The 14,976-nt window shown below is 70.3% G+C and carries 15 protein-coding genes and 1 tRNA gene; 10 read left to right on the forward strand and 6 right to left on the reverse strand.

Annotation, left to right across the window (positions count from 1 at the left end):
- Position 1: 1 nt before the first annotated feature.
- A complete protein-coding gene (locus tag ACIPY8_RS09600) occupies positions 2–643 on the forward strand; it encodes an FMN-binding negative transcriptional regulator (protein ID WP_400817347.1) in 642 nt (213 codons plus the stop codon).
- The gene (locus ACIPY8_RS09605; protein ID WP_400817349.1) at positions 640–2,136 is read left to right on the forward strand and encodes an amidohydrolase family protein; all 1,497 of its coding nucleotides are present in this window, start codon (positions 640–642) and stop codon (positions 2,134–2,136) included. Before ACIPY8_RS09600 ends, ACIPY8_RS09605 begins: the two co-directional genes overlap by 4 nt.
- Before the next feature lie 62 nt (positions 2,137–2,198).
- On the opposite strand, the gene ACIPY8_RS09610 is transcribed toward ACIPY8_RS09605, so the two are convergent.
- Positions 2,199–2,684 (reverse strand): Dps family protein, encoded by a 486-nt coding sequence (locus tag ACIPY8_RS09610; RefSeq protein WP_400817351.1) that lies wholly within the window; start codon positions 2,682–2,684, stop codon positions 2,199–2,201.
- A gap of 140 nt (positions 2,685–2,824) precedes the next feature.
- On the opposite strand from ACIPY8_RS09610, the gene ACIPY8_RS09615 reads away from it, so the two are divergent.
- The 3 genes from ACIPY8_RS09615 to ACIPY8_RS09625 all read left to right on the forward strand — a co-directional run bounded on the left by ACIPY8_RS09615 (position 2,825) and on the right by ACIPY8_RS09625 (position 4,528).
- Complete coding sequence (locus ACIPY8_RS09615) at positions 2,825–3,361, forward strand: gamma carbonic anhydrase family protein (RefSeq protein WP_400817353.1); 537 nt, start codon at positions 2,825–2,827, stop codon at positions 3,359–3,361.
- A 29-nt stretch (positions 3,362–3,390) separates the two neighbouring features.
- Positions 3,391–3,464: transfer RNA gene (locus ACIPY8_RS09620), tRNA-Ile, on the forward strand.
- A gap of 116 nt (positions 3,465–3,580) precedes the next feature.
- Positions 3,581–4,528, forward strand: coding sequence for a helix-turn-helix domain-containing protein (locus ACIPY8_RS09625; RefSeq protein WP_400817355.1), 948 nt, complete (start codon positions 3,581–3,583; stop codon positions 4,526–4,528).
- A 42-nt stretch (positions 4,529–4,570) separates the two neighbouring features.
- Here the strand turns inward: ACIPY8_RS09625 and ACIPY8_RS09630 are convergent, their stop codons facing one another.
- Positions 4,571–6,007, reverse strand: coding sequence for an aldehyde dehydrogenase family protein (locus ACIPY8_RS09630; RefSeq protein ID WP_400817357.1), 1,437 nt, complete (start codon positions 6,005–6,007; stop codon positions 4,571–4,573).
- A gap of 185 nt (positions 6,008–6,192) precedes the next feature.
- On the opposite strand from ACIPY8_RS09630, the gene ACIPY8_RS09635 reads away from it, so the two are divergent.
- On the forward strand, positions 6,193–8,208 hold the full coding sequence (locus ACIPY8_RS09635; protein ID WP_400817359.1) for a primary-amine oxidase: 2,016 nt from the start codon (positions 6,193–6,195) through the stop codon (positions 8,206–8,208).
- 63 nt (positions 8,209–8,271) lie between these two features.
- Here the strand turns inward: ACIPY8_RS09635 and ACIPY8_RS09640 are convergent, their stop codons facing one another.
- Positions 8,272–9,789: an APC family permease gene (locus ACIPY8_RS09640; RefSeq protein WP_400817361.1), complete on the reverse strand. Its 1,518-nt coding sequence runs from the start codon at positions 9,787–9,789 to the stop codon at positions 8,272–8,274.
- 191 nt (positions 9,790–9,980) lie between these two features.
- Here ACIPY8_RS09640 and ACIPY8_RS09645 point away from each other — a divergent pair, with 191 nt between their 5' ends.
- Positions 9,981–10,499 carry a hypothetical protein gene (locus ACIPY8_RS09645; RefSeq protein ID WP_400817363.1) on the forward strand — a complete coding sequence of 173 codons (519 nt, stop codon included), beginning with the start codon at positions 9,981–9,983 and terminating at the stop codon, positions 10,497–10,499.
- A gap of 106 nt (positions 10,500–10,605) precedes the next feature.
- A complete protein-coding gene (locus ACIPY8_RS09650) occupies positions 10,606–10,809 on the forward strand; it encodes a DUF6458 family protein (RefSeq protein ID WP_400817365.1) in 204 nt (67 codons plus the stop codon).
- Positions 10,810–10,841: 32 nt separating this feature from the next.
- On the opposite strand, the gene ACIPY8_RS09655 is transcribed toward ACIPY8_RS09650, so the two are convergent.
- Both ACIPY8_RS09655 and ACIPY8_RS09660 read right to left on the reverse strand, forming a co-directional pair.
- Entirely contained in the window at positions 10,842–11,171 is a 330-nt protein-coding gene (locus ACIPY8_RS09655) for a hypothetical protein (protein WP_400817367.1), read from the reverse strand.
- A gap of 86 nt (positions 11,172–11,257) precedes the next feature.
- Positions 11,258–12,187 carry an AraC family transcriptional regulator gene (locus ACIPY8_RS09660; RefSeq protein WP_400817369.1) on the reverse strand — a complete coding sequence of 310 codons (930 nt, stop codon included), beginning with the start codon at positions 12,185–12,187 and terminating at the stop codon, positions 11,258–11,260.
- A gap of 157 nt (positions 12,188–12,344) precedes the next feature.
- Here ACIPY8_RS09660 and ACIPY8_RS09665 point away from each other — a divergent pair, with 157 nt between their 5' ends.
- Entirely contained in the window at positions 12,345–13,244 is a 900-nt protein-coding gene (locus ACIPY8_RS09665) for an alpha/beta fold hydrolase (RefSeq protein ID WP_400817371.1), read from the forward strand.
- Here the strand turns inward: ACIPY8_RS09665 and ACIPY8_RS09670 are convergent.
- Positions 13,216–13,689: an Lrp/AsnC family transcriptional regulator gene (locus tag ACIPY8_RS09670; protein ID WP_400817373.1), complete on the reverse strand. Its 474-nt coding sequence runs from the start codon at positions 13,687–13,689 to the stop codon at positions 13,216–13,218. The two genes, ACIPY8_RS09665 and ACIPY8_RS09670, sit on opposite strands and share 29 nt — an antisense overlap.
- 170 nt (positions 13,690–13,859) lie before the next feature.
- On the opposite strand from ACIPY8_RS09670, the gene pdhA reads away from it, so the two are divergent.
- Positions 13,860–14,975, forward strand: a complete 1,116-nt coding sequence (gene pdhA / locus ACIPY8_RS09675; protein ID WP_400817375.1) for a pyruvate dehydrogenase (acetyl-transferring) E1 component subunit alpha — start codon at positions 13,860–13,862, stop codon at positions 14,973–14,975.
- Position 14,976 lies beyond the last annotated feature (1 nt).

The raw sequence follows: 14,976 nt of genomic DNA on the forward strand, positions 1-14,976 counted from the left end.
GATGCGTCAGAACCCCAGTTTCAGTCTCGCCGACACCGTCGAGATCCGTCGCGTGATCGCCGCGAACCCGTGGGCCACGATCGTCAGCGACGGCCCCGAAGGGCTCGTGTCCTCGCACTACGCGGTGCTGCTGGACGAGGACCGGGACGACCTCACCGTGGTGGCCCACGTCGGACGTCCCGACGACCTGATCCACGGGCTGGGGGATCGGGAGCTCCTCGTGGTGTTCCAGGGGCCGCACGGCTACATCTCGCCGGGCTGGTACGGCGACGTCGCGGCGGTGCCGACGTGGAACTACACCGCCGTGCACCTCGCGGGAGTGCCCGAGATCCTCAGCGAGCAGGAAAACCTCCAGGTGCTGGACCGGCTCGTCGCTCACTTCGAAGGGCGGATGTCCGACCCGCGGCTCATGTGGGAGCGTCCGAACGACGAGGCGTTCGTCGCGCGTCTCGCCGCGGGCACCGTGGGGTTCCGGCTGACGCCGACCCGCGTGGTCGCCAAACGCAAGCTCAGCCAGAACAAGCCGTCGGAGACGATCGAGACGGTGATCGCCGCGCTGGAGGGCGACGGTCCGTACGCGCAGCCCGAGCTCGCGCGCGAGATGCGCCGGGCTCAGGACGCGCGCACGGCGGCCGGCCGATGAGCCACGAGGGAGAGCTCGCCGGCACGATCACCGCCGTCCGCATCGCCGGACCGGGGAGTGAGTTCCTCATGGACGACGAACCCGTCGACGTGTTCCTCGAGGATGGCGTGATCGCGGACATCGCCCCGACCGGCGTGCTGCCGCCCCGCGGCGCCGTGCTGGACGCCGCGGGTGCCTGGGCAGTACCCGGTCTGTGGGACAACCACGTGCACACGGTGCAGTGGGCCCTCGCCGCGGAGCGCGTAGACCTCGGAGCCGCCCGCACGGCGGCGGAGGCGGCCGCGGTGATGGGCCGCGCCGCGCCGTTGTCGGACGGGCGGCGTGTCGGCGCCGGGTTCCGCGACGCGTTGTGGAGCGACGCCCCGACCCTCTCGCTGCTCGACTCCGCGACCGGGACCGTCCCCACGTACCTGATCAATGCGGACGTGCACAGCACCTGGCTCAACTCCGCGGCCTTGCGGCGCGAGGGCTTCACGAGCCCGGACGGCATGCTGCGCGAGGAGGATGCGTTCGAGATCTCCCGTCGCCTGAACGCGGTCGACCCCGCGCGCAGCGACCGGGCCGTCATCGCCGCGGGTGCGAGGGCGGCGGCGCGCGGCGTGACCGGACTCGTCGACTTCGACATGGCGTGGAACGCGGATGCGTGGCCGCGGCGCATCGCCGACGGTTTCGCCGCGCATCGCGTGGAGTTCGCGGTGTACCCGTTCGACCTGGAGCGTGCGATCACCGCAGGTCTCCGCACGGGCGACACCCACGAATGGCCGGGGACTCCGGATGCCGGTCGTGGGCTCATCCGCGTGGGTGCGCTCAAGATCATCAGCGACGGCTCCCTCGGCACTCGCACGGCCGCCTGCTCGCACGCCTACCCCGGGGATCCCGAGAACTTCGGCGTGCTGACGGTTCCCCCGGCGGAACTGACCGATCTCCTCACGACGGCGACGGGAGCGGGGCTCGCGGTCGCCGTCCACGCGATCGGCGATCGCGCGGTGACGGCAGCGCTCGACGCCTTCACGACCACGGGTGCGGTGGGCACCATCGAGCACGCGCAGCTCGTCCGTCATGCGGATCTCGCCCGGTTCGCCCGGCTCGGGGTGATCGCGAGCGTGCAACCCCAGCACGCGCTCGACGACCGTGACGTCGTCGGCACGCACTGGGCGCTGCAGACCTCGATCGGCTACCCCCTGCGCGCCCTCCACGACGTGGGCGTCGAGCTGCGATTCGGCTCGGATGCGCCGGTGGCCCCGCTGGACCCGTGGCACGCGATCGCCGCGGCCGTCGAGCGGACCGATGACGACCGCACACCCTGGCACCCGGAGGAGGCACTCGGATTCGGGGACGCTCTGCGTGCCAGCGTGCGGACCTCGCTGCGTCCGGGGGAGGCGGCGGACATCGCCCTGTGCGGAACGGACCCCCGGACGGCGGCCGGCGATGCTCTGCGCACGATGCCGGTGGTCGCGACCCTGGTGGGCGGACGCGTGACACACCGCGCCTGACCCTCCCACGCACGACGAAGGGCACCGGGACGGATCCCGATGCCCTTCGTCGTGCGGTGCTGTTACGCGGCGATGTGCGAGACGAGGAACCAGCGGTCTTTCTCGAGGCCGCGCATGATCTCGATCGCGACGTCCTGGCTCGTGAGGTCGACCTCGTCGAGGCCGTCGATCGCGGCCTTCACGTCGACGAGGATCGCGTCGATGTCGGAGATCACGGCGCGGACGAGCTCGTCGGACTGCGTGAACCCGGCGGGGACGGCGGTCGCACCGGCCTTCGCGGCGACGGTCGAGACACGGGCGTCGATCGGGAGGCCGAGAGCGACGATGCGCTCCGCAGCGGTGTCGGCGAAATCGCCGGCGTGGGCGACGATCGTGTCGAGCAGCTCGTGGACGCCGACGAAGTTCGCGCCACGGACGTGCCAGTGGGCCTGCTTGCCGTCGATCGTGAGGGCCTGGAGGCCGAGGACGACCGGGGAGAGGAACTGCGCGGCGGCGGCCGCGACGGTCGGATCGCTGGCGGTGGTGGAAACGGTCTGTGCCTTGCTCATCGTGACTCCTCCGGAGTGGTCATTTCGTACCTGGTGAAGACAACGCTACTCATCCTGATTCATTCCGCAAGCAAGTGAAGGCTGGGCTTAGTTCCGCGTAATCACGCGGAAAAACGGGCATGCGAGGGTAGGCTCGCCTCATGAGCGTCGCATCCGGAGCATCCGTCCTCGCCCTCGCAGACAGAGTCCCGTCGATCGCCGAGGCGACCTTCGTCGCCGATGGCGCACGCATCGTCGGCGACGTGCGCCTCGAGCCCGGCGCGAGCGTCTGGTACAACGCGGTGCTCCGTGGCGACTCCGCCGGCATCGTCGTCGGCCCCGGCAGCAACGTGCAGGACAACGTCTCGGTGCACGTGGACGCCGGACACCCGGTGCGGATCGGCGCGAAGGTGTCGGTCGGGCACAACGCCGTCGTGCACGGCTGCACGATCGGCGACGGCTCGCTGATCGGCATGGGAGCGGTGGTGCTGAGCGGCGCCGTGATCGGTGAGGGCTGCCTCGTGGCCGGGGGAGCGGTCGTGCTCGGCGGCACCACGGTGCCGGACGGATCTCTCGTCGCGGGTGTCCCGGCGAAAGTGCGGCGTGCCCTGACGGAGGAGGAGCGCGAGGGTCTGATCGCGAACGCCGACATCTATCTCGGACACCTCCGCACGCACGAGGACGCGACGCCGGCATGACGGAGCACGCCCGCTAGGCTGGGGACCACGGGGCGGTGGCCAAGCTGGTTAAGGCAGTGGGCTCATAACCCAACGATCGCGGGTTCAAGTCCCGCCCGCCCTACCGTTTCTCTGCGCACCTCCGCCGCGTCGACGTTCGTTGTCGTGCGATCGGGTACGGGGTAGGCTGGCGCCAGCATCGTATACGATGACGATCCGCTTCGAGGGAGAGGTGGTCCCATGGCTCTCAACACCCGAGACGAGCGGCCGGTCCACAGCGAGGTCCTGGGCATCAGCGGCTTCCGTGCCGCCGTGAACGACTCGTTCGTGCCTCTGCAGGTGTCGAGCGCGCGCCCGGACGGGTTCCGCGGAATCATCCGCGGGGCGCAGGTCGACGAACTGCACATCACCGACGTGCGGGCGACCGAGCACGTCGTGGAGCGCACACCGGAGCTCATCGCCCGAGGAGACAGCCCCTATTTCAAGGTGAGCATGATGCTCGCCGGCAGCGGGATGCTGATCCAGGACGGACGCGAAGCGCTGCTCGGCCCCGGCGACCTCGCGATCTACGACACAGACCGCCCCTACACGCTCGCCTTCGACGACACGTTCCGCACCATGGTGATGATGGTGCCCCGACACCTGGTCGCGGTGCCGAGCGAGGTCCTCGGACAGCTCACCGCCGTGCGCATGTCGGGATCGGAGGGCGTGGGAGCTCTCGTCGCGCCGTATCTCAGCCAGCTCGCCGACAACCTCGACCAGGTCGTGGGGGCGACCGGGGCGCGACTCCTGCACAGCGCCGTCGATCTGCTCACCACCGTCTTCACCCGCGAGCTGGGGCTCGACGCGGCGAACGACCCTCACCGCGCTCTGGTGCAGCGCATCCACGCGCACATCGATCGCAACCTCGGCTCGCCGCAGCTCGGGCCGAGCTCGATCGCGGCCGCGCACTTCATCTCCACTCGGCATCTGCACGGCCTCTTCCGGGAGCAGGGCACCACGATCTCGACGTGGATCCGCATGCGCCGTCTGCAGCAGTGCCAGCGCACTCTCGTGGACCCGGCGTCCGCTGCACGGCCCGTGGCCGCGATCGCGGCGCAGTGGGGGTTCCCGGACGCCGCGCACTTCAGCCGCGTGTTCAAGGCGACCTTCGGCGTCTCGCCGAGCGAGTTCCGCGCGACGCACTGACCGCACCGCGCGTCCCTTCGCGCGGTGCGGTCGGCGACGGCGTCAGCCGTTGATGATCTGCGGCACCGCGACCGACTTGAGCCCTTCGACTCCGAACTCGAGGCCGTACCCGGATCCCTTCACGCCGCCGAACGGGATCATCGGATGCACTCCGCCGTGCGAATTGATCCACACGGTGCCCGCCTGCACCCGGGCGGCGACGGCCCTGGCTTCGTCACGGTCCCCCCAGACCGAGGCGCCGAGTCCGACATCGAGCCCGTTCGCGCTGCGCACGGCGTCGTCGACATCGCTGTAACGGATGATCGGCAACGCCGGGCCGAACTGCTCCTCGTCGACGAGGGGTGCACCGTCGGCGATGTCCGCGACGAGCGTGACGGGGTAGAACAGCTCACCGAGGTCCGATGCCGGGGTGCCACCGGTCACGATCCGCGCGCCGCGCTCCCTGGCGTCGTCGACCAGACGAGAGACGATGTCGAACTGGGCGCGGTTCTGCAGGGGGCCGAGGACGTTGTCCTCATCGAGGCCGTTCCCCATGGGCATCGTGGCGGCGACTGCGGCGAGCGCCTCCACGACCTGCTCGTACAGGGAATCGTGCACGTACAGGCGCTTGAGCGCGGCGCAGGTCTGCCCCGTGTTGATGAACGCGCCCCAGAAGAGATCCTCGGCGATCGCGGCGGGGTCCGCGCCGGGCAGCACGATCCCGGCATCGTTGCCGCCGAGCTCCAGTGTGAGGCGGGCGAGGTTCTGCGCCGACCCCTCCACGATGCGCCGACCCGTCGCGGTCGAGCCCGTGAACATGACCTTGCCGATGAGGGGGTGCGCGGTGAGCCGAGCCCCGATCTCGCGGTCGCCGGCCACGCCGATGAGCACGTCGGGCGGCAGCACGTCGTTCAGCACGGACAGGAGCGCGAGGACGCTGAGCGTCGTGTACTCGCTGGGCTTGACGACCGCCGTGTTGCCCATGCGGAGGGCGGCGGCGATCTGCCAGATCGTGATCATGAGCGGCCAGTTCCACGGCCCGATCGCGCCGACGACGCCGATGGCCCGGTAAGTCAGCTCGGCGTGGCCGGTCTCGTCGTCGAGGATCACCTCGGTCTCGAGCGGTGTGGCGGCGGCGGTGCGCAGCCACGCGGCGCACGCTCCGACCTCGAAACGGGCGTTGGGACCGTTCAGGGGCTTGCCCTGTTCCCGGGAGAGCAGGCGGGCGAGCGCTTCGGCGTGCTCCTCGACGGCGTCGGCGGCGGCGGACAGCAAGCGGGATCGTTCGGTGTGGCCGAGCGCCTCCCAGGCAGGCTGCGCGGCGCGCGCGCGGGCGACGGCGTCCTCCAGGCCGTCGACGCCCTGTACCGGTGCGCGTCCGATGGTCTCGCGCGTCGCCGCGTCGGGGACGTCGCGGCCGTCGGGGCCCGTCGCTCCGATCCGCTCCAGCAGTGCGGAGTCCTCGGTCGTGGTCGGGACGGTGGGGGTGTGCTCGGACATCGGCGTCTCCTCTGCGCGGTGGCGGTGTGCGCAGCGGCATCGCCGCCGTGCGCGAGTCCCAGTCTGCGCGGCTCGACGCCCGCCGGCTTGTCGAGGAGCGCGCAGTGGATGTGCGTGCGCGAACGGTCGGCCGCGACGCGAGCCGATCGCTTGTCGGCGCCCGAGTGCGCTCCTAGCATCTGGGCATGACCCACCATCAGCATCCGGTGCAGCCGCACGACAACGCCGACCTCATCCCGGTGAGGGCGAACCGCGAGCCGGCGCCGCGGCACCCTCTCGACCCGCTGTCCGCCGAGGAGATCACGGCCGCCCGCGAGGTGCTCGTGGAGGCGGGTCTGCTCGGCGAGGCGGTGCGCGTGCCGATGCTCCTGCCCGACGAGCCGACCAAGACGGAGCTCGGGGCGTGGACACCGGGAGCGCCGATGGATCGTCGCGTCGACGTCACCCTGCTCGACACCGAGACCGGCGCGGTGACGGAGGCGATCGTGTCGGTGAGCCGTCGGGTGGTGGTCTCGACGCGGGCCCACGATCCGTCGTCAGCCCCCTACGGTCAGCCCCAGTACCTGTTCGAGGAGTACGAGCGCGCCGCCGATATCGTCAAGGCCTCTCCGGAGTGGCAGGCGGCGATGGCGCGTCGCGGCTTGGCCGATCGCGCCGAGCTCGCCTTCTGCTCCCCGCTCGCTCCCGGTTTCGTCGGGCGTGCGGACGAGGTCGGGCGCCGCGTCATCCGCTCCCTGACCTTCCTGCGCGACAGCGAGGACGACATCCCCTGGGCGCACCCGGTCGAGGGACTCATCGTGCACGTCGATCTGATCGCGAACGCCGTGATCGGCATCGAGGACGAGGGCGACGTCCCGGTGCCGTCGGGACACGGGAACTACACGCCGGAGGTCGTGGGCCCCGCACGCTCGACCCTGAAGCCGATCGAGATCACCCAGCCGGACGGGCCGAGCTTCCGCGTCGAGGGCTCGGCCGTGCAGTGGGAGAACTGGTCGATGCGCGTCGACTTCAACGCCCGCGAAGGTCTCGTGCTGCATGACGTGCGCTTCGACGGACGTCCGGTGCTCACCCGCGCGAGCGTGCCCGAGATGGTCGTGCCCTACGGGGACACCTCGCCCACGCGGTTCTGGATCAGCTACTTCGATGCGGGGGAGTACCTCCTCGGCAAGAACGCCAACCACCTCGAGCTGGGCTGCGACTGCCTCGGCGTGATCCACTACTTCGACGGCCACGTCGCCGACGACCACGGCCACCCGATGCGCATCCCGAACGTCGTGTGCATGCACGAGGAGGACATCGGGATCCTCTGGAAGCACACCGAGCAGGGCGCGGTCGGATCGCACGTGCGGCGGTCGCGCCGGCTCGTGGTCTCGTACTTCTCCACGATCGGCAACTACGACTACGGCTTCTACTGGTACTTCACGCTCGACGGCACGATCCGCCTCGAGGCGAAGGCCACCGGCATCGTCTTCGTCGGCGCCGGGGAGCCCGGGTCGACGAACGCGCACGCGCCCGAGATCGCGCCCGGGGTGTTCGCCCCCGTGCACCAGCATCTGTTCAGCGCGCGCCTCGACGTCGCCGTCGACGGTGAGGACAACCGGCTCGTCGAGATCGACGCCGCCCGCGTCCCGATGGGCGACGCGAACCCCTTCGGCAACGCCTTCACCTGGACGGAGACCCCCCTCGTGTCGGAGGCGGCAGCGCAGCGAGTCGCGGATACCTCGGTCGCACGTGTCTGGGAGGTGCAGTCCGCCTCGCGCACGAACCGCCTCGGGAAGCCCACGGCCTACCATCTCGTGCCGCAGCCGACCGCTCTGCTCATGGCGGATCCCGCGTCGACGGTCGCTGCGCGAGCCGCGTTCGCGACGAAGCATCTGTGGGGCACGGCGTACGACGCCGAGGAGCGCTGGCCCGCCGGGCGCTACCCCAACGCGCATGAGGGCGGTGCCGGGCTCCCGGCCTACACGGCGGACGACCGTCCACTCGACGGCGAGGACATCGTGCTGTGGCACACCTTCGGCCTGACCCACATCCCGCGTCCCGAGGACTGGCCCGTGATGCCCGTCGACCACACCGGGTTCACCTTCAGCACGTACGGCTTCCTCGACGCGAACCCTGCGCTGGATGTGCCCGAGTCGAGCCAGGCGCACGCGGGAACCGACGGCGGGTGCGGTCAGGGCGAGCACTGCACCTGCGGCTGAACAGAACGCGCGAACGAGGGGCGGATGCTGCGGCATCCGCCCCTCGTTCGCATCCTCCGCGGATCAGGTTCCCGCGGGTTCGTCGCCGAGCACCGGCGCTCCCTGCTGCTCGGCGCCGTGACCGATCCGCGCGTAGACCTCGGGACGGGCGCGTCGCAGCCAGAATCCCCACAGCACCGCGCCGGCGGAAGGCACGAGGATCGCGGCGGGCAGGATGAAGGACGTCGGTGTGGTCTCCGCCTGACCGAGCAGCACGTCCCAGTTCGCCAGGATGAGCGCCCACACGGTTCCGAGGGCGGCGAGGGACACGAGCGGTGCGACGACGCGACTGCCGACGCCGACATCGCGGGCGTCCCGGCGGAAGAACCCGAGCACGGCGACGGACACGAGAGCCATGAGGAGCACCAGGCCGAACGCGCCGAGGTTGGTGAGCCAGGTGAAGAGTGTCAGCACCGGGAAGGGGCCGATCTCCGGATCCCACCCGATCTCGCCGACCGCGAAGGCGAGCACCACCACCACCGCGATCGCCGTCTGCAGCACGGAACCCGCCCATGGTGCACCGCTCTCGCGACGGATGGCGGCCAGTCCTCTCGGCAGCACGCCCTCGCGTCCGAGCGAGAACGCGTACCGGGCGACGGCGTTGTGGAAGCTCACGACCGCCGCGAACACGCTCGTGATGAACAGCACCGACATGATGTCGACCCAGATCGCCCCCAGTCGTGCGTACACGAAGTCGAAGAACAGCGGCGGACCGGCCTCGGCCGCGGTGATCCCCGCGGGGTCGAGGATCTTCTCCGGACCGACGGCGAGAGCCAGCGCCCACGACGAGATCGTGTAGAAGACGCCGATCACGCCGACCGCGAGGAAGGTCGCACGCGGGATCGTGCGCTTCGGATCCTTCGACTCCTCGCCGTAGATCGCGGCGGACTCGAAGCCCATGAACGCCGCGATACCGAATGCCAGGACGGCGCCGACCCCGGGCACGAAGAGAGCGGCAGGACTGATCGGAGCGGCGGTGAGCTGCTCGGCGGGACTCGCGAAGGCGACCACGTCGAACACGATCACGACGAGGAACTCCAGCGCCACGAGCACCCCGAGCACCTTCGCCGACAGGTCCACTCGGTTGATGCCCATCACCGCGACGACCGCGATGCCCACGAGCACCCACACCCACCACGAGATGGCCACGCCGGTCTTCGCCTCGACGAACGATGACACCTGGAAGCCGAACATCCCCCAGATCCCGACCTGCATCGCGTTGTACGCGATCAGCGCGAGCACCGATGCGCCGATGCCGGCCGGTCGCCCGATGCCCTGCGCCACGTACGAGTAGAAGGCGCCCGCGTTCGTCACGAATCGGCTCATGGCGGCGTATCCGATCGCGAACACCGCGAGGGCGGCGGCGAGCACCAGGAACCCGAACGGCACGCCGAGGACGTGCGTCACCGAGAACGCGCTCGTCGAACCACCGGCGATGACGGTGAGAGGCGCGGATGCGGCGACGATCATGAACGCGACGGCGGGCACGCCGAGGCGCCGATGCGCCTCCGTGCGAACGGTCGGCGGGGCGGAAGAGGTCATGGCAGCTCCTTCGATGCAGGACGGCTCGACGCCGTGATCCCATCGTGGCGAGCCTCACCGCGGCGGGGTTGTCATGGGGAGCACGGTGCTTGTCCGTGGAGGCAGGTGTCGGTTCCGTGCCGTCGGGGAGCGGCACTGTGGACAAGAGTCGGCGTGATGCTCCGGCGGAACGGGAGCGTGGGATGCCGGACATGGCGCTGCACCTGCTGGCGGTCCTCGTGATGGTCGCACACGTCGCGCTCAGCGGCACCGGAGCGCGGCCGGGCGTCGTGCCCCTGTGCGGGGAGATCGTCATGGTCATCGCGATGCTCGACATGGTCTTGGGCGCCGTCGTGCTGTCGCCCGTCGCCTGGCTCGCGGTGACCGTCATCACCGCGGTGGCGATCGCCGCGGTGCAGGGCCCGAGGTCGCACGCGCGAGGCGCCGACATCACGAGAGCGAGGTTCGCCCCACCGTGGGTCCACGGTGCATTCGCGCTCATCCTCACCGGTCTCGTGCAGCTCGTGACGGCGCCGCACCAGGTCGCCACGACCGGCACGCATCATCCCGCGGCGGTGGAGCTGGCACCGTTCGTGCTGTGGGGGCTCGTGGCGCATGCGACGGTCTCCGCGGTGGAGGTCGCACGGTCACGCGGGATGGTGGAGCGGATGCGGCATCTGCTGGCGGGAACCGCCACGGCGCTCATGGCGCTCGGGCTGCTCGTCGGGTGATCGAGCGGTGGCCACGCCGCGCCCCTGAGGCGTTGTCAAGCCCCTACCCGGCCGACGAGCCGCGCTGGCACTCTCGGGCCGAATACTCACCCGAGGAGGAACCATCATGACCATAGGCACGGGAATCGTCCTGATCGTGATCGGCGCTGTGCTGGTCTTCGCCCTCAACATCCAGCTCGACTGGATCAACCTCGACATGGTCGGCTACATCCTGATGGCCGCGGGCGCCGTGGCCTTCGTGATCGGGCTGATCCTTTTGGTCTCCCGACGGGGACGTCGGGATCGCGTCGTCGAAGACGACGTGATCTGAGGCGCCGGGTCGGGCCGGCGGCTCCCTCGTCGTCAGTCCGATCCGGTCTCCGGAGCCTCCGGCGTCTCGAGGTGCTCGTCGACGAGGCTGATGCCGCCGCTCGAGTTGGCGGTGTGTGCGAGGTCCTCGATCCAGCGGCGGCTGAGTTGCGGGGTCTCGGGCTCCTGGAAGACGAACCGCAAGGGGATCGACGGATGCAGCCAGATGGTCGATCGTCCCTCCGGTTGACCTTCCGGGTGACGCCAGGACAGGGTGAAGCTCTCGTTTCGTCGGAGCTTAGTCGCGATGTCCACCTTCAGGTGCGCGAGGGCACGGTCCTCGATCTGGATCGGCTCGGACTCGCCGTAGTACAGGGATCCCATGGATCGGAATCTACGGGGTGCGAGCGGCGGGTCCCGACATCATCGTCACGGCGCGCGTGGGGCGCGCAGAATCTGTTCGCGTCATGTCATCCGCGGTTCGCGGAAGCGGTCACCGAGGGCGGTACGCCGAAGGCTTCCCGATAGGCCGCGGCGAAGCGAGACGGATGGCTGAACCCCCATCGGCGCGCGACCGCCGCGACCGTCCCGGCAGCGCCGGAACGCAGCTCGCGATGCGCGCCGTCCAGACGCGCCTGCCGCAGACACTCGGCGGGGCTCCGGTCCAGGGCGCGGCGGAAGGCGTACTGCAGGCCTCGGGTGGAGATGTGCGCGGCCTCTGCGATGTGATCGACGGTGATCGGCCGGTGGGCGTTCTCGGCGATGAAGGCCAGCGCGCGACGGACGGTCGCGGGAGCGGGCGTGGTCTGGGCTGTGCGCCGCTGCCTGCCGCGGAGGGTCGTAGCGAAGGTGGCGAGGGTGACGATGCTCGCGTGTCGCGCGAGCTCGCCGCGGAGGATCACGTCGTCGGCGGCGAGGTCGTCGAGGCTCCTCTCGAGATACGCGACCGTGCGCTCCCAGGCGAGACCGGCCGGAGAGCTGCTCGCCGACAGATCCGTCACATGCAGGGACAGGAGGTCATCGCCGGAGATCTGCCGTGCCCGCTGTTCGAGCTTCGCGCGGTCGAAGACGAGAGCCGTGACCCGGGCGCCGGCGTCCCAGTGCGCGTCCACGCGCGGGCCGTCGGTCATCCAGGGGCGCGTCGGGTCCAGGTCGGTGCGGTCGGAGTGCAGTCGCACGTCGGAACCCGCGGCCCTGCACGCGAGGAACTGCTCGTGCGGCTCGGCGGTGGAGTGCACCTGCGCGGCGAGGTCGTAGCGCACCAGGCCGACGCCGCCGAGGTCGGCGGAGTTCCACTCGAATCGGAAGCGGCGGGGGTCGACGTCGCGAAGGACGGCCGAGGGCACGTATCGCTTCCAGGTCTCCTCGACCCGGGAGACGTCACGGGTGGAGAAGCGCATGTTCCTCCTCGAGGATCGGCCGTCGGGTCCCCGCGCCGCACCCTCCGCGAGCGAGATGACGGGCGGTGCGGCACATGACTTCACCGTACGGGGCGACGCGGACATCGAGCCTCAGGGACACACGGGACGCTTCCCGCGCCGCCTCTAGACTGAGGTCATGCCCGTGCGCTCCCCGTATGCCGACCGTCTGAGCCGACTGCCGGTGCAGCGGCACGAGATCGACGTGCGCGGTGCGCGGACGGCGTACTGGCAGTACGGCCCCGACGATGCGGAGACGACGATCGTCGCCGTGCACGGGTTCCGCGGCGATCACCACGGGCTGGAGTCCGTACTGGCCTTCCTTCCCGAAGCGCGGGTGATCGCGCCCGACCTGCCGGGTTTCGGCGAGTCCACGCCCGCGCCCGACCGCCGCTACGACCTCGACGAGTACGTCGCGTGGCTGCGCGCCTTCGCGGCCTCCGTCGCGCCGGGCGCCGTCATCCTCGGGCACTCCTTCGGATCGATCGTCACGTCGGCAGCCGTCGCCGCCGGTCTCGAGACCCCGAAGCTCATTCTCATCAACCCGATCGGGGCACCGGCGCTGGAAGGGCCGAAGGGCGTCATGACCCGCCTCGCCGTGCTCTACTACGCTCTCGGAGCTCGGCTCCCCGAGAGACTGGGCACCGCCCTGCTCCGCAACCGCCTGATCGTGCGGGTCATGAGCATCACGATGGCCAAGACCTCGGATCCCGTGCTGCGCCGGTTCATCCACGACCAGCACGACACCTATTTCTCGCTGTTCGCCGACCGTGACGTCCTGCGTGACGCCTTCGTCGCGAGCGTGTCGCACGACGTGAGCGAGTACGCGGCCTCGATCGCGGTGCCGACGCTCCTCATCGCCGCTCAGCGTGACGACATCACCCCGATCGAGGTCGAGCGGGAGCTCGCGACGCGGTTCGCGGATGCCGAGCTCGTCGAGATCGCGCATGTCGGACATCTCATCCACTACGAGACGCCGGCCGAGGCGGCCGGCGCCATCCGCCGTTACCTCAGGATTCCCGTCGCGCGAGGCCGATGAGGCCGGCCACGCGGAAGGGGATCACCTCGCCCATCGCGAGCGACGTCTCGGTCCGCTCGACGCCGTCGATCGACAGGATGCGGGCGTCCGTGTCGAACAGGTGACGCGCGTCGCGGCACGCGACCCGCGCGAGCAGGTCGATCGAACCGCTGAGCCCGTGCGCCTGCACCACCTCCGGGATGCGCGCGAGCTCGTTGATGATCCGGGGGAGCTCGGTCTGCTTGACCCCGATGCTCACGAACGCCTGAAGAGGGAAGCCCAGCACATCGGGGGAGAAAGCCCGCTCGTACGAGAGGAACACCCCGGTCTGCTCGAGACGGGCCATGCGCGCCTGGATCGTGTTGCGCGAGAGTCCCAGGTTCTCGGCGAGGGCGACGATCGTGATGCGCGGATCGTCGGCGAGGGCGGCGAGAAGTTCCAGATCGATGCGGTCAAGTCCGGCCATAGTGCCAAAGGGTAGCAGGGCGCGATGGGGCCGAATTGAGCAACATGCTCAAGCGCTTCTTCATTGCTTGAGCGAGGTGATGAGCAGACGTACGCTCGAATGAGCCGGCGAGGACGCCGGCGCCGACGTGCCGCGTCCCACGAGGACGGCCGCGAACGAGGAGGACGATGATGTCACCGCAGATCACGCCGATCGCCGACACCGCCCAGGATCTCGAGCTCTCCGAGCGCATCCTGACGCCGGACGGACAGCGCGTCGCGAACGCGCAGCTCGACCCCTACGTCGCCGACGTCGACGCCGCGCAGCTCCGCGCCCTGCACCGCGACATGGTCGTGCTGCGGCGAATCGACGCGGAGGGCGTCGCGCTGCAGCGCCAGGGTCAGCTGGGTCTCTGGGCGCCCTGTCAGGGGCAGGAGGCCACGCAGATCGGCACCGCCCGCGCACTCGCCCCGCAGGACTACGTCTTCCCGAGCTATCGCGAGACCGGGGTCATCTACGCCCGCGGCGCCGAACCGGGCGACTACGTGCGCATGTGGCGCGGCGAGGAGGGGGCAGGACACGACCCCGCATCGCTGCGCGTCGCCCCGCTGCAGATCATCATCGGCGCGCAGTCGCTGCACGCGGTCGGCTACGCGCTCGGCATCCGTCACGACGGCACGGACGAGGTCGCCGTCACGTACTTCGGCGACGGCGCCACGAGCCAGGGAGACGTCAACGAGGCCATGATCTTCGCCGCCTCCTACCAGGCGCCCGTGGTGTTCGTGTGCCAGAACAACCACTGGGCGATCTCGGAGCCGGTGGCCGTGCAGTCGCAGTATCCGATCGCCGGACGAGCTCCCGGGTTCGGCATCCCGAGCGTCCGGGTCGACGGCAACGACGTCCTCGCCTGCATGGCAGCGATGCGCTGGGCTCTCGACCACGCCCGAGCGGGCAAGGGTCCCGCGTACATCGAGGCGGTGACCTACCGGATGGGACCGCACACCACGGCTGACGACCCGACCCGCTACCGCGACGCCGAGGAGCTCGAGTCGTGGCGTCGACGCGACCCGATCTCCCGCGTCGAGACCTACCTGCGTGCGCAGGGCGAACTCTCGGAGGAGCATCTGGCCGCGACCCAGGCGGCCGCGGACGACGTTGCGAAGCGGATGCGCGCGGAGTGCCTCGGCATGGTCACGCGACCGCCGCTCGCGGTGTTCGACGGCGTCTACGCGGAGCCGCATTCGGGGCTCGCACGCCAGCGTGACGAGTACGCCGCGTACCTCGCGTCCTTCGAGGGCGAGGTCTGAC

This window comes from Microbacterium sp. NPDC089696, from assembly GCF_044749125.1.
Lineage (GTDB): Bacteria > Actinomycetota > Actinomycetes > Actinomycetales > Microbacteriaceae > Microbacterium.